Origin of the sequence: Tateyamaria armeniaca (assembly GCF_045797845.1) — a bacterium.
In the GTDB taxonomy this organism is placed as follows: domain Bacteria; phylum Pseudomonadota; class Alphaproteobacteria; order Rhodobacterales; family Rhodobacteraceae; genus Tateyamaria; species Tateyamaria armeniaca.
In genome coordinates, this window is the sequence record NZ_JBHDIY010000002.1 from 3,926,810 (window position 1) to 3,942,534 (window position 15,725).

Annotated in this window: 22 protein-coding genes and 1 other RNA gene; 10 read left to right on the plus strand and 13 right to left on the minus strand. The window is 61.1% G+C overall.

What is annotated here, in order from left to right; genetic code table 11:
- Positions 1-18: 18 nt before the first annotated feature.
- A complete protein-coding gene (locus tag ACERZ8_RS19930) occupies positions 19-903 on the minus strand; it encodes a LysR family transcriptional regulator (protein WP_407593915.1) in 885 nt (294 codons plus the stop codon).
- A gap of 124 nt (positions 904-1,027) precedes the next feature.
- On the opposite strand from ACERZ8_RS19930, the gene ACERZ8_RS19935 reads away from it, so the two are divergent.
- The 3 genes from ACERZ8_RS19935 (at position 1,028) to ACERZ8_RS19945 (ending at position 3,075) form a co-directional block, all read left to right on the plus strand.
- Complete coding sequence (locus ACERZ8_RS19935; protein WP_407593916.1) at positions 1,028-1,246, plus strand: DUF1127 domain-containing protein; 219 nt, start codon at positions 1,028-1,030, stop codon at positions 1,244-1,246.
- A gap of 193 nt (positions 1,247-1,439) precedes the next feature.
- Entirely contained in the window at positions 1,440-2,219 is a 780-nt protein-coding gene (locus ACERZ8_RS19940; protein WP_407593917.1) for a Bax inhibitor-1/YccA family protein, read from the plus strand.
- Between the two features lie 223 nt (positions 2,220-2,442).
- The gene (locus ACERZ8_RS19945) at positions 2,443-3,075 is read left to right on the plus strand and encodes a DUF642 domain-containing protein (RefSeq protein ID WP_407593918.1); all 633 of its coding nucleotides are present in this window, start codon (positions 2,443-2,445) and stop codon (positions 3,073-3,075) included.
- Here the strand turns inward: ACERZ8_RS19945 and ACERZ8_RS19950 are convergent.
- The 4 genes from ACERZ8_RS19950 to ACERZ8_RS19965 all read right to left on the minus strand — a co-directional run bounded on the left by ACERZ8_RS19950 (position 3,072) and on the right by ACERZ8_RS19965 (position 4,548).
- Entirely contained in the window at positions 3,072-3,548 is a 477-nt protein-coding gene (locus tag ACERZ8_RS19950) for a GNAT family N-acetyltransferase (RefSeq protein ID WP_407593919.1), read from the minus strand. The two genes, ACERZ8_RS19945 and ACERZ8_RS19950, sit on opposite strands and share 4 nt — an antisense overlap.
- A gap of 74 nt (positions 3,549-3,622) precedes the next feature.
- Entirely contained in the window at positions 3,623-3,790 is a 168-nt protein-coding gene (rpmG, locus tag ACERZ8_RS19955; protein WP_058315632.1) for a 50S ribosomal protein L33, read from the minus strand.
- Positions 3,791-3,941: 151 nt separating this feature from the next.
- Positions 3,942-4,364, minus strand: a complete 423-nt coding sequence (locus ACERZ8_RS19960; protein ID WP_407593920.1) for an MAPEG family protein — start codon at positions 4,362-4,364, stop codon at positions 3,942-3,944.
- Positions 4,351-4,548 (minus strand): tautomerase family protein, encoded by a 198-nt coding sequence (locus ACERZ8_RS19965; protein WP_407593921.1) that lies wholly within the window; start codon positions 4,546-4,548, stop codon positions 4,351-4,353. The genes ACERZ8_RS19960 and ACERZ8_RS19965 overlap by 14 nt, the downstream gene beginning before the upstream one ends.
- 92 nt (positions 4,549-4,640) lie before the next feature.
- On the opposite strand from ACERZ8_RS19965, the gene ACERZ8_RS19970 reads away from it, so the two are divergent.
- Positions 4,641-5,204, plus strand: a complete 564-nt coding sequence (locus ACERZ8_RS19970) for a TetR/AcrR family transcriptional regulator (protein WP_407593922.1) — start codon at positions 4,641-4,643, stop codon at positions 5,202-5,204.
- On the opposite strand, the gene rnpB is transcribed toward ACERZ8_RS19970, so the two are convergent.
- From rnpB to ACERZ8_RS20000, 6 genes are all read right to left on the minus strand, one after another.
- An RNA gene (gene rnpB, locus ACERZ8_RS19975) (RNase P RNA component class A) lies at positions 5,205-5,588 on the minus strand.
- Between the two features lie 115 nt (positions 5,589-5,703).
- Positions 5,704-6,363 carry an N-acetylmuramoyl-L-alanine amidase gene (locus tag ACERZ8_RS19980; protein ID WP_407593923.1) on the minus strand — a complete coding sequence of 220 codons (660 nt, stop codon included), beginning with the start codon at positions 6,361-6,363 and terminating at the stop codon, positions 5,704-5,706.
- Between the two features lie 8 nt (positions 6,364-6,371).
- Positions 6,372-7,136, minus strand: a complete 765-nt coding sequence (locus tag ACERZ8_RS19985) for a hypothetical protein (RefSeq protein WP_407593924.1) — start codon at positions 7,134-7,136, stop codon at positions 6,372-6,374.
- 38 nt (positions 7,137-7,174) lie between these two features.
- Complete coding sequence (gatA, locus tag ACERZ8_RS19990) at positions 7,175-8,659, minus strand: Asp-tRNA(Asn)/Glu-tRNA(Gln) amidotransferase subunit GatA (protein WP_407593925.1); 1,485 nt, start codon at positions 8,657-8,659, stop codon at positions 7,175-7,177.
- On the minus strand, positions 8,659-8,946 hold the full coding sequence (gene gatC, locus ACERZ8_RS19995; protein WP_407593926.1) for an Asp-tRNA(Asn)/Glu-tRNA(Gln) amidotransferase subunit GatC: 288 nt from the start codon (positions 8,944-8,946) through the stop codon (positions 8,659-8,661). The genes gatA and gatC overlap by 1 nt, the downstream gene beginning before the upstream one ends.
- A 33-nt stretch (positions 8,947-8,979) precedes the next feature.
- Positions 8,980-9,648, minus strand: a complete 669-nt coding sequence (locus ACERZ8_RS20000) for a ceramidase domain-containing protein (RefSeq protein ID WP_407593927.1) — start codon at positions 9,646-9,648, stop codon at positions 8,980-8,982.
- Between the two features lie 195 nt (positions 9,649-9,843).
- Here ACERZ8_RS20000 and ACERZ8_RS20005 point away from each other — a divergent pair, with 195 nt between their 5' ends.
- The 4 genes from ACERZ8_RS20005 (at position 9,844) to ACERZ8_RS20020 (ending at position 13,014) form a co-directional block, all read left to right on the plus strand.
- Positions 9,844-10,536 (plus strand): metal-dependent hydrolase, encoded by a 693-nt coding sequence (locus tag ACERZ8_RS20005; protein WP_407593928.1) that lies wholly within the window; start codon positions 9,844-9,846, stop codon positions 10,534-10,536.
- Complete coding sequence (locus ACERZ8_RS20010) at positions 10,533-11,510, plus strand: adenylate/guanylate cyclase domain-containing protein (protein ID WP_407593929.1); 978 nt, start codon at positions 10,533-10,535, stop codon at positions 11,508-11,510. The genes ACERZ8_RS20005 and ACERZ8_RS20010 overlap by 4 nt, the downstream gene beginning before the upstream one ends.
- Complete coding sequence (locus tag ACERZ8_RS20015) at positions 11,507-12,472, plus strand: nuclear transport factor 2 family protein (RefSeq protein WP_407593930.1); 966 nt, start codon at positions 11,507-11,509, stop codon at positions 12,470-12,472. The genes ACERZ8_RS20010 and ACERZ8_RS20015 overlap by 4 nt, the downstream gene beginning before the upstream one ends.
- Positions 12,473-12,603: 131 nt before the next feature.
- Positions 12,604-13,014 (plus strand): hypothetical protein, encoded by a 411-nt coding sequence (locus tag ACERZ8_RS20020; RefSeq protein WP_407593931.1) that lies wholly within the window; start codon positions 12,604-12,606, stop codon positions 13,012-13,014.
- A gap of 44 nt (positions 13,015-13,058) precedes the next feature.
- Here the strand turns inward: ACERZ8_RS20020 and ACERZ8_RS20025 are convergent, their stop codons facing one another.
- A complete protein-coding gene (locus tag ACERZ8_RS20025; protein WP_407593932.1) occupies positions 13,059-13,184 on the minus strand; it encodes a hypothetical protein in 126 nt (41 codons plus the stop codon).
- An 82-nt stretch (positions 13,185-13,266) separates the two neighbouring features.
- A complete protein-coding gene (locus ACERZ8_RS20030; RefSeq protein ID WP_407593933.1) occupies positions 13,267-13,716 on the minus strand; it encodes a nucleoside deaminase in 450 nt (149 codons plus the stop codon).
- 55 nt (positions 13,717-13,771) lie between these two features.
- Between ACERZ8_RS20030 and ACERZ8_RS20035 the strand changes: the two genes are divergently transcribed.
- On the plus strand, positions 13,772-14,569 hold the full coding sequence (locus ACERZ8_RS20035) for a pseudouridine synthase (RefSeq protein ID WP_407593934.1): 798 nt from the start codon (positions 13,772-13,774) through the stop codon (positions 14,567-14,569).
- A gap of 247 nt (positions 14,570-14,816) precedes the next feature.
- Positions 14,817-15,716: a 5-bromo-4-chloroindolyl phosphate hydrolysis family protein gene (locus tag ACERZ8_RS20040; protein WP_407594324.1), complete on the plus strand. Its 900-nt coding sequence runs from the start codon at positions 14,817-14,819 to the stop codon at positions 15,714-15,716.
- Positions 15,717-15,725 lie beyond the last annotated feature (9 nt).

Sequence of the window (15,725 nt, forward strand, 5' to 3'; positions counted from 1 at the left end):
GCAGCGAATCATCACTGCCTACAGGTTGGAAACCGTGCGCAACTGCACGGATTCCGGTGCCTTGAAGGCGCGGCGCAGCATCGACACCAGCGCGTCCTGCACCTCTCCCCCCGCGCGCGCTGCGCCATAAAGGTTAATGCGGTGGGCGGGCAGTTCCGGCAGGGTGCCGCCATGATCGATGCGGTCCAGATGCGGAGGCTCGGTGCCTTCGATCATCGTATGCACTGCCAAATCCGCGCTGACCGTCGCCTCGATGGTGCGGTCGCTTTCGGTTTCAACCACGACGTCCCAGGGGATTCCGGCTTCGTCCAGATGCTCGACGACACGCGGGCGGAAGGTGCATTGACGGCCAAATGCCAGTTTGAGCGGACGCTGACGCCAGGCCGACCCGCTTGGCGCTCCAACCCAGCACAAGGGCCGAACAGCCAGCTCTTCTCCGCCCGCATCCAGCCCGGTTTCGGTCGTCAGGATGATATCGCAGGCCCCTTTGGCAAATTCCGACTTGAGGCGCAGGGTGAATGAACTGTCCAATTGCACCTTCACGCGCGGGAACGCGGCATGGAACTGTTTGAGAACCTGCGGGATCGCCGGATAGACGATGTCATGGGGCACGCCGAGGGTGATTTCCCCTTCATAGGCCTGATCGGTCAATCGCGTCATGACCTCGTCATTCAGTGCCACCATGCGACGGGCATAGACCAGCAACTGTTCCCCCGACGCCGTCAGCGCGATGCTGCGCCCGGAGCGGTCAAACAGATCAAGCCCCAGCAACTCTTCGAGCCGTTTAAGCTGCATCGACACCGCAGACTGGGTCAGATGCAGGAAACCGGCGGCCCGCGTGACGCCGCCGCTTTCGGCGACAGCAACGAAGGAGCGCAGCGTCGTTATGTCCAGATTTCTCATATCACCATCCTTGATGTGTCGGGTCACAAACATTCGTTTTCAAAATGTGCCACATACGTCCATATACATCAACAGATTTGATAGGAACCCGATGAACCATCACCTTTACCCAAGGAGAGACCACATGGCACTGACAGATTTCACCAACGGGCACACCCGCATCGACACCCGCCCTGCCACGCCCCGGTTTTCCCTCATGACCATGTTGTCGGTCTGGAGATCGCGCCGCGCGCTGGCCCAGTTGGACGCCCACGCGCTGGAAGACATCGGCATTAGCGCAAAACGCGCACAGGCCGAGGCCAGCAAGCCCATCTGGGACGTGCCAGCAACTTGGCGCAAATGAATGAAAAACAGGCAGTCTGCGGCAGATTGACCCGATTTATGACAAAAACAGTCGGAATGTCGCCGTCTGCCCCTGCAATCCTTGCGAAAAAGCCTTGAAACACATCCGCAGGCACCCGATATTTGACGCAATGCGGGCGGAAATCCGCGCCCCGGTGTAAATCACCGGCAACTTGTATCAATTGGAGGTCACTATGGCTGAGTTGAATACGATCCGGTCAGCGTCCCAAACACAGGCCGCCCAGATCGACGCCGGGCTACGCGCCCACATGAATAAAGTCTACGGCACAATGTCCGTGGGCATGCTGATCACGGCTGCGGCTGCTTGGGCCATTGCGGGCCTTGCAGTTACGTCCGACCCGACAGGCGCAACAGTTGCGCTGCGTGAAGGTCAGTACCTGACAGGCCTTGGCGAAGTGCTCTACACGACGCCGCTGCGTTGGGTTGTGATGTTTGCCCCGCTGGCCTTCATCCTGTTTGGCTGGGGCGCGTTGATGCGCCGTGGGTCGGCTGCGACCGTGCAACTGGGCTTCTTCATCTTCGCCGCCGTTATGGGCGTGTCGATGAGCTCGATCTTCCTTGTGTTCACCGCCTTCTCGATCACACAGACCTTCCTGGTCACTGCGATCGCCTTCGCGGGCCTCAGCCTCTGGGGCTACACAACCAAGAAGAACCTGAGCGGTATGGGCACATTCCTGATGATGGGCGTGATCGGCCTGATCGTTGCGATGGTCATCAACCTGTTCTTGCAGTCCCCTGCAATGATGTATGCCATCTCGATGATCGGTATCCTGATCTTTGCGGGCCTGACAGCGTTCTACACGCAGGACATCAAGAACACCTATGTGGCGCACGCCGCACATGGTGATCAGGAATGGCTGGACAAAGCCGCTTCTGACGGCGCGCTGAGCCTCTACATCTCCTTCCTGAACATGTTCCAGTTCCTGCTGATGTTCATGGGGCAACAGGAATAAAACCTGTCGCATAAGTGACGAAAGGGCTGGTCTTCGGACCAGCCCTTTTTTTGTTCGATCCCCAAAATCACCTGCATGGCCACTTTGAAACCCGCTGTCGCCAAGGCGCGTCAACCTCCCGTATAGCGTGTTTTTATGCACTAAAATGCCGGATTATCTTGACCCGTCGCGTTCAACCTGTGCAGACCAGATGCAGATTTTAACTTATTTTATGAGGTTTTTGATGAAACGGCATCTAATTTCGCTTGTCGCCGCCCTCACGCTCAGTGCGAGCGCCGCGCAGGCGATCACCATTGTAAATGCCGGGTTCGAAGATCCTGCAGGCTCAGGACTCCTGTCCTTTTCCCCGTCCGTTCCACTGCCCGGCTGGACTGTCATCAGCGGAGATGTCGAAACAGTCGACGCCGGTGCATTTTGGGCGCCCTCCGAAGGGTCGCGCAGCCTTGACCTCAATGGTTTGAATCCGGGCGCCATCCGGCAAACTCTGTCAGGCTTTCAGGTCGGATCGACGTATGAGCTGCTTTTTGACATGGGCGGCAACTTCTATTCCGGTGCGTTCTCGCAGATTGCCAATGCCTCGATTGGCTCGGCGAGCCAGGACTTCACCTACACCCTCGAACCGGGGGACACGCGGGGCAATTTCACCTGGAAAGAAATGTCGCTGCAATTCACAGCATCGGCCACATCTCAGGATCTGACGTTCACTCAGGTTTCGCTGGCGCTTGGCGCAGGTGCCGCATTGGATAATGTCCGGGTCAACCTTGTGGGCGTTCCTGCCATTCCGGTACCCGCGACGCTTCCGTTGCTTTTGGCTGGTGTCGGGGCCTTTGCATGGATGCGTCGCCGAAAAGGCTAAAGCGCGCGCAACATCTTGATCGAAGGAAAGACGATCCCTTCGGCCAGCGTGACATCGATCGGCCCGACTGTGTGGAATCCGACGGCCTCATAGAACGGCACAGCCGTGCGCGTGGCCCAACACTCCATTTTGGTCATCCCTGCGCTCCGCGCTTTATCAAAGCAATGCTGCATGAGCGCCCGTCCCACCCCGCGCCGCACTGCACGGTCGTCTGTCACCACGTGACGGATGTGGCCCAGCCCCTGCACCTTGCGATCCGGTGTCCACCCACCCGCGCCAAGGATACGCCCGTCTTCTTCAACCACATAATATGTCCCGCAGACCAGCAGGTGAGGCTGTGCGCGCGCGATGATCGGCAACGCTGTAACCAGAACGGACGGCGGGTAGTCGGCCTTGAGCAGCTTGGGATAGCTGCGCGCCAAAAGCGCATCCACGGCCGCCAGATCGGCCTTGGTCGAGGGGCGGATCAACATGGGCTTGCCTCCGAGCAAACAAAAAAGGCCGCGTCCTTGCGGCGCGGCCCTTTGAAACGAAAAGAGAGGCGATCTTACTTGATCTTGCCTTCCTTGTATTCCACGTGTTTGCGCACCACGGGGTCATATTTCTTGACGACCATCTTTTCGGTCATGGTGCGCGCATTCTTTTTGGTCACATAGAAGTGGCCAGTGCCTGCGGTCGAGTTCAGGCGGATCTTGATCGTGGTTGGCTTGGCCATTGTGTGTCTCCTGCGTCGCGGGCGCGCCGCAAAGGGCGCGACAGCGGGAAATTCGTTAGAGCGCCGCTTTTACCCGCAGCCACCCCCGAGTCAACCCCGCTTGCAGCGCATTCGGGCCGGGGCGGCAGAAATTCCACCCCGGCCCGCCGGATCAGACGAACACTGCGCGGATCAGCGGCCAGCCAGTGACAACTGTGGCCACCATGCCACCGATCCAGAACCCGCTGCGGATATGGGTGATGCCCAGCGCATAGGTCAGCGCGTGCCCCGCGCGAAAGGCAAGAAAGGCGAGAGCCGCGATCCCGGTGACAGACGTATTGAGCCCGGCCACGACTAGCGCTGTGGCAACGGGCACAAACATCACCGCGTTTTCGACGTGGTTCACGGTTGCCCGTGCCAGACGCTGCGATGTGGGCGGCATGTCCTGATCGTCACGATTGGACAAGGCCCACGCAGCCCCCTTTGCCTTGTCGTTAAAGAGTTGCTGTCCAAACACCAGAAACACCCATACCGCGCTCAGGCCCGCCATCGCCCAAAGCTCGGGCACCATTTGCGCGCCCTCAGCCAACGACATTGCCCCCGATGGCGTAGCCACCCGTGGCCGCTTCCATGATTTGGATGTTGATGTATTGACGGATGTCGCCCTTACCGGCGTCTGTTGCGACGCTCGCAAGGCTGCTGGTCAGACCATCGGCGATTTTCGCTTTTTCTTCCGTGCTCCATGCGCCTGCGGGCACTGTGACTTTGATTGTGGGCATGTGATTTATCCTCTACTGTTGATTATGCATCAAACGATGCATAATGAGAGATAAGGACATGGCGTTCATTTTGCAACGCTTGATGCAAAATTATGGCCCGACCCCGCAATTTTGATGAAGATAAAGTTCTGGATGCCGCGATGATGGCGTTCTGGCGTCATGGGTACGAGGCCACGACCACCCGCATGCTCGAAGATGCGACAGGCGTGGGCATCCGCGGTCTGTTCAATGCGTTCGGCAGCAAGGAGCAGTTGTTTGAAACCGTGCTTGCCCGCTATTTCGCCATGGTCAGCACGACTCTTGAACAGGTCTTTGCCACGCCTGGGCGCGCCGCCATCGACATGGTGTTCGCGGGGTTCTCCCAACCCGAACCGCCCGAGGCCATTGCGCACGCAGGGTGTCTGATGGTCAATACCGTGTCCGAGCTGGAACGCACAAATGCGGCGATACGCGCGCGGGTGAACGCCTATCGGGACTTGTGGAAAGCGCAGTTTCGCATCGCGCTCGTCGCGGATGGGATTGCAGATGCGGACAACCGCGCCGAATTTCTGGTCGGCGCGCTCTGGGGGGCGCTGAACCAGATCAAGCTGGCGGGTGACAAGGCCGCCGCCGTTCCGCTGGCCGAAGTCATGCGTGACACGGTGCGGGGATGGTAGATGCGCGGAGAGGCTGTAAGCCGGATTCTGTCTAGGACGGTTGCCCGCCCCGAGATGACCATTCCTCTTGAGGTGCTGTTGCCAACACCCCTCTAGCTGCCAACCCGGACCTGCTGGGGCAAAGCGGCCCCGTTGGTTGCCCAACGCGCGGTCCCTATTTGGCATTGCTCCCGGTGGGGCTTGCCATGCCCGGTCTGTTGCCAGCCCGGCGGTGGGCTCTTACCCCACCGTTTCACCTTGACCCTGCAAGCAGGGCAGTCTGTTTTCTGTGGCGCTGTCCGTCGGGTTGCCCCGCCCGGGCGTTACCCGGCACCGTATCTTCTGGGAGTCCGGACTTTCCTCTGTGACAGGTTACCCCGTCACAGCGGCCATCCGCCCCTCCGCGCGACGTTTGCCTTACGGGGTGTGGACGGGGTGCGTCAATGGGGGGCATTGCGCACGGGGCGACTGCGGGAGCCTCCGGCGGGAGTTTATTTGGCGAGATGAAGGTGGATCGGGGTCAGATTGCGAAAGGCGCGAGAGGTGTGAAGTCCTGTGGCTCGATCGGGCCCGTCTTGAAGCCGCGATACCGCAGGCGTACGGCGGCGAGCAGCGTTTCAGGATCGGTGTTCATGGTATAGCCTGCACTGCGCGCGCGCACCGTGAACTGTGTAAGCTGCGCGTCCTTTGGGCCGGGGGTGCTCCCACGCTGCCCGGCCAGCCCTTGCGCCTCCAACCGAGGCCAGTCGAACCACGGCCCCGGATCGAACTTGCGCCCCGGTGCCATGTCCGAGTGGCCGATCACGTTTTCAGGCGGGATGTCCCATGCGTTCAGCATCTGTGCCAACAGCGCCTCAAGGCTTTGCATGAGCGCTTCGGCAAATGGCCCCTGACCGTCATTGTCAAGCTCGATCCCAATGGAGCGCGAGTTGATATCCCGCAGCCCGTGCCATTCCCCGGCTCCGGCGTGCCATGCGCGCAAGCCCTCGCTCACCAACTGGCTTACACGCCCTGTCTTGCAGATCACGTAATGGGCCGACACTTCGTGGGTGGGATCGCACAGCCGCGCAATCGCCGCCTCGGCGCTTTTCATTGCGGTGTAGTGCAGCACCACGAAACGCGGGATTAGCCCGTCACGTCGCGGGCCGCAATTCGGGGACGGGATCTGGTGGATCTCCACCTCGGCTCTCAGCCGCCAGAGGCGCGCCGGAACGGGGCCGGATCCCAGCCGCAGGCATAGCCATCCCCATCCGGGTCAAGGCCCTTGCGGTCCCGTTCGGGGCCACCAAAGGCCAGAAAGTCGATCTGCGCCTCATCCGAAGAATTGTACTGCGCGCAATTCCGCTGCGTGCGGGCCGCCGAAGCAATGCTGACACGCCGGTGCACTTGCGTGCCGCGCGGATGGCTTGTCTGCAGCGCGTATTGCACGACGTTGGGCTGGGTGTTGCCGCTGCGCGATGGCAGGGCGGTGGGCTGGATCACCTCGTATTGCTGCCTGTTGGCCGCAATCCGGGCTGCATCGCTTTCGATGGACTGGCGCGAGGCGACGGCGTCAAAGCTGTTTTCGTCCGAAATGCCCGGATTGTTCAGCAGTGGCGGGGCCGCATTGGACGGGCTGGCATTCACCACGTTTTCACCCGAATTGGCACGCGCTGCCGCAGCATCGTTTTGCGTGGCGATCTGAGCCAGTTCGGCATCCAGCCCTTGCGGGTCGGACACGGCACGGGGTGCGGTGGCAGACCCGGCCTGCGGCAATGTCGAAGTTCCAACGGAAGGTGCCGGTGCAATCGTGCTGCGCGACAAGGCGGCTTCACGCGCGGCAAGCGTGCTTGGGTTGTCAAAGCCCACACCGCGCCCCGGGTCCGCGATCCCTGCACCGCTGTCGGGAATAGCAGGCTGGCACGCGGCCAGCGCGGCGGTCGCACCGAGGATCAGAAAGTGTCGGATTTTCATCTCTGCTCACCCTTGTTCTGGGTTCTCTTTCGAGATGCCTACCACCATTTTGCAGGCTTGGCCACAAACCCGGCCCGCGCCTCCAAAGCGTAAGCGGTGTTCAGCAAATCACCCTCTTCCCATGGGCGGCCGATCAGTTGCAGACCCAGTGGCAAACCCTGTTTGTCCTGCCCCGCCGGCACGGCGATGCCCGGCAATCCGGCCATGTTGACCGTCACGGTGAAGACGTCGTTCAGGTACATCTCGACCGGATCATCCGATGCCTCGCCCAGCCCAAAGGCCGCCGAGGGGGTCGCTGGTGTCAGGATCGCGTCGATGCCTTGCGCGAAGACGTCCTCAAAATCCTTCTTGATCAGTGTCCGCACCTTGCGCGCGCGGTTGTAATAGGCGTCATAGAACCCCGCCGACAGCACATAGGTGCCGATCATCACGCGCCGCTGCACCTCGGCGCCGAACCCTTCGGCGCGGGTTTTCTCGTACATCTCGGTGATGCCATCGCCCTGATCGAGTCGGGCCCGGTGCCCATAGCGCACGCCATCATAGCGCGCGAGGTTCGAGGACGCCTCGGCAGGCGCGATCACGTAATAGGCAGGCAGCGCGTATTTGGTGTGGGGCAGCGAGATGTCCACAATCTCGGCCCCCGCATCGCGCAGCATGGCAGTGCCGTCGGCCCACAGCGCTTCGATCTCATCCGGCATACCGTCCATGCGGTATTCTTTCGGGATACCGATCTTCTTGCCTTTGATGTCGCCCGTCAGCATCGCTTCGAAATTGGGCACAGGCAGGTCGGCAGAGGTGGAATCCTTGGGATCATGGCTGCACATCGCTTCAAGCATGATGGCCGCATCGCGCACCGACTTGGTCATCGGCCCCGCCTGATCGAGTGAGGAAGCGAAGGCCACGACGCCCCAGCGCGAACAGCGCCCATATGTCGGCTTGATGCCGGTGATGCCGACAAAGGCTGCGGGCTGGCGAATGGAGCCACCGGTGTCAGTGCCCGTCGCGGCCAGGCACAGGTCCGCGGCCACGGCAGAGGCGGAGCCACCCGACGATCCACCGGGCGTCAGGGCCGTGTCATCATTGCCGCGCCGCCACGGGTTCACTGCATTGCCGTAGACAGAGGTTTCGTTGGACGACCCCATGGCGAATTCGTCCATGTTCAACTTGCCCAGCATCACGGCCCCTGCATCAAACAGGTTCTGGGTGATGGTGCTTTCGTATTGCGGCAAGAACCCTTCGAGGATGCGCGACCCGGCCTGGGACGGGACACCCTTGGTGCAGAACAGATCCTTGATGCCCACAGGCAGACCGCACATGGCGGGCGCATCACCGGCCTTGATGCGCGCATCGGCAGCGGCGGCTTGTGCACGGGCGATGTCGGGCGTGTGGTGGACAAAGGCGTTCAACGCCCCTGCCCCGTCGATCGCAGTCAGGCAGGCATCGGTCAGCTCCACGCTTGTGACGTCACCCTTGCGCAGCGCATCGCGCGCCTCGGCCAGTCCCAGTTTGTTCAGATCAGCCATTATTCAACCACCTTCGGCACCGCAAAGAACCCCTCGCGCGCGTCCGGCGCGTTGGCGAGCACCGCCTCCTGCTGGCTGCCGTCCGTCACCTCGTCCACGCGCCGCTTGAGCCGCTGCGGGGTTACGGAGGTCATCGGCGCGACACCCTCCACATCGACTTCGCCCAACTGCTCGATAAAGCCGAGGATGGTGTTAAACTCGGACGCCAGGGCCGGCAGGCGGTCAGGTTCGACCTTGATACGGGCCAGTTTCGCCACGCGGGCGGCAGTGCTTTCGTCGATGGACATGGAAACCCCTAGAGATACTGGTTTGCGCAGGCTTTAGCGCGGGCGTGCCACGCCTTCAAGAGCATGGGCGCGGATATGGCGCACGTAGACCTCGATCATCCAGCCCAGCATCACCGCATTCAGCACATGCCAGATGAAATGCGTGCCCAGCGGCAGATCGGCACAGAGGGTCTCGTCCACCGAACGTGCGGTGAGCGAGACCAGCAAGATGCCCACCCCGATCAGAAGGCCCCGTGCCGTTTTCGGATACCGCCGCCACAAGAGCACCGCATAGATCGCGATCAGCATGGGGACAGGCATATAGCCCGCAGAGACACCCAAAACCGGCAGACCCTGCCACAGCGGGACAGTCAGCGCGGCATATGGGATGAACAGGGCCGTGCCCAGCAACGCAACCCACACCGGCATGCCCCAGACATCCCGGTTTACTGCGAAGATATAGATCAGGATGTAGCCAAGGATCGGCGTTACATCCAAAATTGCTGCCCAGACCTGCGCATGGGTGTGAAACAGATAACTGCCCACGCCTATCAGGCCCAGGACCACACACAAGCCGCGTGCCATCGGCACACCGTGCGACCGGCGCCACATGATCAGGGCGGCAAGGACAAAGGCTGCATTTGTCAGCGCATTGACTGGCTCGGCCCAGTATCCCGGGTCCATCCGTTCGCAATAGCCATCAATCTCGCGCCATAACTCCATGCCCTGCCACATAAAGCCTGACGCGGATCAATCAATCTCCAAAGGCGGGGGCATCTGACCGGACCAGATCAGACCGACGTATCCCGCAAATATACGTGCGCAAGGTTCCCCTTCTCTGATCTAAAAAAATCCCCACCGAAGGCTCCCGAAACCACAAACACGCGCTAAAGTGCGGTAAAAGAGGGGGACGCCATCATGAACATCATCTGGCTTGGTCACGGCAGCTTTCGCATTGAAATCGGCGATCAGATCTTGCTGATCGACCCGTGGCTTACGGGCAATCCGATGTTGTCCGAAGACCAGCATGACGCAGCGGTCGAGGGTGCGACGCATATCCTGATCACGCACGGGCACTTCGATCACACCGCTGACGTGGTCGACATCAGCAAATCAACCGGAGCACCCGTGTCTGCGGTCTACGAATTGGGCAAACACCTGCACGGGGCTGGCGCCGTCGAGGGGCACGCCTATGGCAAGGGTGGCACGATTGCGCTTGGCGATGTGACCGCGACCCTCGTGCCTGCCTCGCATTCGTCTTCCATCGATGTGGATGGGCGCAATGTCTACATGGGGGCCGAATGCGGGTACATCGTCAAAGGTGAAGGCAAGGTCATATACTTGTCCGGCGACACGGACATCATGGCCGACATGGACTGGATCGGGGATTACTACAAACCCGGCATCGGCATCCTGTCGGCGGGTGGGTATTTCACCATGGACATGGCCGGGGCCGCCTATGCCGCCAAACGCTATTTCAACTTCGACACCGTGATCCCCTGCCACTACCGCACCTTTCCGCTGCTCGAACAGGACGCAGAGGCGCTCAAGGCGGGGCTGACGGGGGTCGATGTGATCGAACCCCAGGTGATGCAGGCGATCACCCTGTGAGCGGGTCACAGGACCCCTTTGTACCCTCGCCAGAACTTGCCGCTATCGCGCGGCGTTGGCTGGTGGCCCATGCCAGCCGCGATGTCACCGCGACCCTGGGCCTGTTCTCGCAAAGCGCTGCTCTGACCTTTGTCGGCTCGGACGAAGGCGAATTCGTGACCGGCGCAGACGTGCATGACACGTTTGCAGACTATTTTGACGACGGGGTGAAACTGGAAGCTCAGGACATTGAGGTCATCGCTTACGAGGCGGGCAGCTTTGGATGGGCTTTTACCACGTTGACCGTGCATGCCCCCGACAGCAACATGTTCATGAAATTCCGCAATACGCTCGTGTTCTCGCTGGAAAACGCGGTGTGGCGGGTGGTGCACGCGCACAATTCCAACCCCAAACCCAATATTGAATCCATGGGCTATGACGCCCCCGATCTGGATAAACTGATCGAGGCCAGTCGCGGCAAGATCGACGCAGGGCGCACCGGCATCGCTTCGGTCATGTTCACCGACATCGTGGACAGCACAGCACTGGCCGCAGCGACCGGGGACAGCAGGTGGAGCCGGATCGTGACCGACCATGTGGGCGACATCACCCGGTCCGTCGAGGCGTCGGACGGTAAACTGGTGAAATCGCTGGGCGATGGCACCTTGTCGACTTTCGGCTCGGCCAGTGCGGCATTGCACGCAGCCCAAGCCATCATGCGCGCAGCCGCCGCACAAACGGATGAACCCCACCTGCGCCTGCGCATCGGCATACACACCGGCGATGTGGTCGAGGCCCAGGGCGACTATCTTGGCACTGTGGTGAACAAGGCCGCCCGTGTCGCCGCCGCCGCCAGCCCGGACGAAATCCGCATCTCGGACGCCACCCGCGCCATGGTCAGCGCAGGTGATTTCAGCTTTGTCGACCCGATCACCGTACCGCTCAAGGGGCTGGACGGCGAACATGTCCTTTACAGCCTCGCGTGGCAGGCATGATCGCCCCCTCGCCCGAGATCGAAGGCATTGTGCGGCGCTGGACCAATCTGATCCGCACCCATCGGGTCGAGGACCTGCCCCACTACCTGTCCCGCTCCGAGGCGCTGATCTATATCGGCACTGCGGATGGCGAAAGCTGGCGGGGACAACTGGTTCGGGATGGCATCGCCGATCACATGGCCGAAGTGCCCGACTTCATTGAGGAAGACGTTGAAATTGACGCCTGGGAAAACGGCGACACCGGGTGGGCCAACTACAAAAGCCGGTTTACTTTCCCCGGCACCGGCACCCAGGGCGTGCACCGCGCAACCTTTGTCTTTGTCCTTGAACGGGGTAGCTGGAAAATGGTGCAGCACCACATCAGCCAACCGGATTCCAACGTCGCCAAGATGGGGGTTGACCACAACGCCTTTGCGTCGCTGATCGCAGCAGCGCAGGCGACGCAGCACGATTTCGGGACCGAAGGCCTCGCCTCGATCATGTTCACGGACATCGTCAACTCTTCGACGCTGGCAACCGCTACGGGGGATCGCGCGTGGTCGGCAATCGTCGCGGATCATTTCGCTGCCTTGCGCAGGATCATCGAAGAACATGACGGACAGTTCGTGAAATCGCTGGGGGACGGCACGATGTCGTCCTTTGCCTCGGCGCGCAAAGCGCTGGCCGCCGCCCGTGCTATCCAGCGGCACATGGCGTCCCGCGACATCGAGCCCCGTCTTGGCCTGCGGATCGGGGTGCATACGGGCGACGTTGTGCAGTCGGATGACGACTTTTTCGGCTCTGTCGTGAACAAGTCGGCGCGCATCACCGCCGTCGCCGATCCCGGTGATATTGTCGTCTCGGACGTCACGCGGGCCATGGTCGGCGACGCGCCAGACTTTGTGTTCGAGGCCCCGCAAAGCATCCCGCTCAAGGGATTTACAGGCAAAACGACGCTGTTCCGCCTTGTGTGGAAGGGCTGAAAACCCACAGCTATGGTGCGACGCAGGGTTACCGACAACTGCCGGATCTCCTGACTTGACCCACGTATAGGTTGCAGACACACTTTCAGCGCATGCAATTTTCGCATGTCGATGAAAAGGAATTTTGAACCATGCCTGATAAGAAAGCTGAACCCACATTTGAAGAACTCAAGAAAGAAATGGACGCCTTTTTCGCTGATTTTGAAAAGCGACTAAAAGCGCTGAAACTCGATCCCAAGGTGAATGACGAGGTCAAGAAGAACTTCATGCCGACCCAAAAGCAGTTGATGGACTGGGCCAAGAAGAACCAGACCAACAATGCGGTTCCGATGAAGAAATTTCAGCCCCTCGCCAAGAAGTCCTGCAAGGGCGTTCCCTGGTTCCACATTTCGGCCTCCAAAGGCATGCCGCCGGAAATTCCCGATGGCATCAAATTCAACTTTGGCAGCAAGAAGATTTCAGCCGGGTTCAAGCTGAAGTTCGACAGCAAGAAGCAAAAGTTGAAACTTGAACCCGTCGGGACCATCAAGTTCAACTTTTGAGCTTTAATGGACGTGCAGCGCGCGTTGTGAAAGGCCGGCGGCCTCTAGCCGCCCGCCACCTGCCGCGCATATTCCTCTGCGTCGAACCACCCGCGCGATGCCTTGACGTTCATATCTGCATCCATGTCCCATTCTTCCCAGCCATGGATGGTCAGCAGCAATCTATTCAATGGACGTCGTCATTGGCATTCTTTCTATGGCTTGGATTGAATGGGCCCCACTCTGCGCAGAATGGATCACCCTGTCCAATGCTCAGCGCTTGGCGGCAAAGAAATCCCGCAGCAATGCCTCGGCCTCGGACGCGGCAATCCCGTCATAGATCTGGGGCACGTGATGGCTTTGGGCGTGGGAAAACACACGTGCGCCTTGCGCCACACCGCCCGATTTCGGATCGGAGGCTGCGTAATACAACCGCTCGATCCGCGCTGCCGCAATGGCGGCGGCACACATCGCGCAGGGTTCAAGCGTGACATACAGGGAATGCCCCCCGAGCCGCTCAGACCCCAGCGCTGCACAAGCCGCGCGAATGGCCAGCATTTCGGCATGGGCCGTCGGGTCACGCAACTCGCGGGTCCGGTTGCCGGCGCGCGCGACCACATCACCTCCCGGTGCCACGACAACCGCCCCCACGGGTACCTCATCGCGGGCACCGGCTGCGCGCGCCTCTTCCAGCGCCAGTTCCATGAATGAGCGAAACTCCATTCCTCCAGTTGCCACGTCCCTTGCCTCATGCGCAAGCCACCGCTATGGCCACGTCATGACCGACACCCCATCAAAGGGCGACCGCATCGCCAAGGTTCTTGCCCGTGCCGGGATCGCCAGCCGTCGTGGTGCCGAAACCATCATCGCCGCCGGGCGGGTCAGCGTGAACGGCAAGCAGATCGACAGCCCCGCACTGAACGTCACGGACGCCGACCGCATCACCGTCGATGGCAAGGCGCTGAGCGAACCCGAACCCGAACGGATGTGGCTGTATCACAAGCCTGCGGGCCTCGTGACCACGGACGCGGACGAAAAGGGGCGGCGCACGATCTATGACGCGCTGCCTGAGGACATGCCGCGCGTGATGTCCATCGGGCGGCTCGACATCACCTCCGAAGGGCTCTTGCTGCTGACCAATGACGGTGGGATCAAGCGCAAGCTAGAACTGCCCAGCACCGGATGGATGCGCAAATACCGCGTGCGCATCAACGGACGGCCCACAGATGCCACCCTGGAGCCCTTGCGCAAGGGGATCACAGTCGAAGGTGAGCGGTTCCAGCCCATGCAGGTGAACCTTGATCGCCAGCAAGGGGCCAACGCCTGGCTGACGGTCGGCCTGCGCGAAGGCAAGAACCGTGAAATCAGGCGCGCGATGGAGAGCATCGGGCTGGTGGTGAACCGGCTGATCCGGATCAGCTATGGCCCCTTCCAGCTGGGAGATCTAAAGCCGGGCGCGGTCGAGGAAATCCGCCGCAAGATCGTGCGCGATCAGTTGGGCATCGAAACGCCCGACGCCACCGGAACGGCCAAACCCAGACCCAAAGCGCCCGTGCGCAAGCGCAAATCGCGCTGAAACCGCCTGAAAATGCGGCAAAACCCGCAGAATTCCCCTTGCGCGCGCCCGACGCGATTATACCTCTTGCGGGGGCACGCTGGCGTGCGGGACGGCTCTAGTGCCGCACCTGCAAAACACCTATAGTCGCGCCAACACGGGTCGGGGGACATTGATGCAACCAACTGCGTTCCAGAAAATCGCCTATGCGGTGCTGATTGCACTGATGTTTGGCGTGACCACCGGCCTGATCGGGGGCTTTGAACCTATGGCGCAACGCTTTGGCGGAAAATACAGCCCCGATGGCAACGACACCGCACCCAAAGGGGGCGAACGCGGGGCCTTTCAGGGCGCGCAGGTGGACCCTGTCGGCGCCCGCGCCAACATCCTGTTCCTGCCCGCCATCCCGATGGTTTTTCTGGCGCTGAACGACGGCGCATTGAACCTTGCGCTGGCGCTTGTGTCCGCTGGCATCCTGACGCTGGCGGCGTGGCTGCTGCGCGGCGGCCTGCTGGCCGAAGCGGCCTATACCGCGCGCAAGGTCGCCCGCCGCCCTGCTATCCCGCGCAAACTGTTCTCGTCCGTGCTGACCGGCTTCGGCATCGCGATTGCCGCCTACCGCTCGGAGCCCGGGCTGGTGGCCCCAATCCTTTTTGGTGTCGCCGCAGGCGGGTTGCATCTGGCCGCCTTCGGGATCGACCCGCTGAAAGACAAAGGGATGGAAGGCGTCGACACGTTCCAGCAAGACCGCGTGGCGCGCGTCGTGGACGAGGCTGAAACGCATCTGAGCGCCATGACAGACGCTATGAAGCGTGCCGAAGACCGCCAGATGGCGCTGAAGCTGGAGAAATTTCAGGCCACCGCCCGCGATCTGATCCGCACAGTCGAGGAAGACCCGAGGGACCTGACCGCCGCGCGCAAATATCTGGGCGTCTATCTGATGGGCGCGCGCGATGCGACGATCAAGTTTGCCGACATCTACGCCCGCACCCGCGACACACAGGCGCGCAGTGACTACAGCGACCTGCTGGACGACCTGACCAACAATTTCGCCGCCCGCACGCGCAAGCTGCTGGTCGAAGACCGCTCTGATCTGAACATTGAAATCGACGTGCTGCGCGACCGGTTGCAGCGCGAAGGGGTGCGGACCGCGCCCGAAGACACTTAAATTACAGCA

Coding starts and splice junctions, on each gene's coding strand:
- ACERZ8_RS19930 (WP_407593915.1), bottom strand. CDS start 903: ATGAGAAATCTGGACATAACGACGCTGCGCTCCTTCGTTGCTGTCGCC.
- ACERZ8_RS19935 (WP_407593916.1), top strand. CDS start 1,028: ATGGCACTGACAGATTTCACCAACGGGCACACCCGCATCGACACCCGC.
- ACERZ8_RS19940 (WP_407593917.1), top strand. CDS start 1,440: ATGGCTGAGTTGAATACGATCCGGTCAGCGTCCCAAACACAGGCCGCC.
- ACERZ8_RS19945 (WP_407593918.1), top strand. CDS start 2,443: ATGAAACGGCATCTAATTTCGCTTGTCGCCGCCCTCACGCTCAGTGCG.
- ACERZ8_RS19950 (WP_407593919.1), bottom strand. CDS start 3,548: ATGTTGATCCGCCCCTCGACCAAGGCCGATCTGGCGGCCGTGGATGCG.
- rpmG (WP_058315632.1), bottom strand. CDS start 3,790: ATGGCCAAGCCAACCACGATCAAGATCCGCCTGAACTCGACCGCAGGC.
- ACERZ8_RS19960 (WP_407593920.1), bottom strand. CDS start 4,364: ATGTCGTTGGCTGAGGGCGCGCAAATGGTGCCCGAGCTTTGGGCGATG.
- ACERZ8_RS19965 (WP_407593921.1), bottom strand. CDS start 4,548: ATGCCCACAATCAAAGTCACAGTGCCCGCAGGCGCATGGAGCACGGAA.
- ACERZ8_RS19970 (WP_407593922.1), top strand. CDS start 4,641: ATGGCCCGACCCCGCAATTTTGATGAAGATAAAGTTCTGGATGCCGCG.
- ACERZ8_RS19985 (WP_407593924.1), bottom strand. CDS start 7,136: ATGAAAATCCGACACTTTCTGATCCTCGGTGCGACCGCCGCGCTGGCC.
- gatA (WP_407593925.1), bottom strand. CDS start 8,659: ATGGCTGATCTGAACAAACTGGGACTGGCCGAGGCGCGCGATGCGCTG.
- gatC (WP_407593926.1), bottom strand. CDS start 8,946: ATGTCCATCGACGAAAGCACTGCCGCCCGCGTGGCGAAACTGGCCCGT.
- ACERZ8_RS20000 (WP_407593927.1), bottom strand. CDS start 9,648: ATGGAGTTATGGCGCGAGATTGATGGCTATTGCGAACGGATGGACCCG.
- ACERZ8_RS20005 (WP_407593928.1), top strand. CDS start 9,844: ATGAACATCATCTGGCTTGGTCACGGCAGCTTTCGCATTGAAATCGGC.
- ACERZ8_RS20015 (WP_407593930.1), top strand. CDS start 11,507: ATGATCGCCCCCTCGCCCGAGATCGAAGGCATTGTGCGGCGCTGGACC.
- ACERZ8_RS20020 (WP_407593931.1), top strand. CDS start 12,604: ATGCCTGATAAGAAAGCTGAACCCACATTTGAAGAACTCAAGAAAGAA.
- ACERZ8_RS20030 (WP_407593933.1), bottom strand. CDS start 13,716: ATGGAGTTTCGCTCATTCATGGAACTGGCGCTGGAAGAGGCGCGCGCA.
- ACERZ8_RS20035 (WP_407593934.1), top strand. CDS start 13,772: ATGACCGACACCCCATCAAAGGGCGACCGCATCGCCAAGGTTCTTGCC.
- ACERZ8_RS20040 (WP_407594324.1), top strand. CDS start 14,817: ATGGCGCAACGCTTTGGCGGAAAATACAGCCCCGATGGCAACGACACC.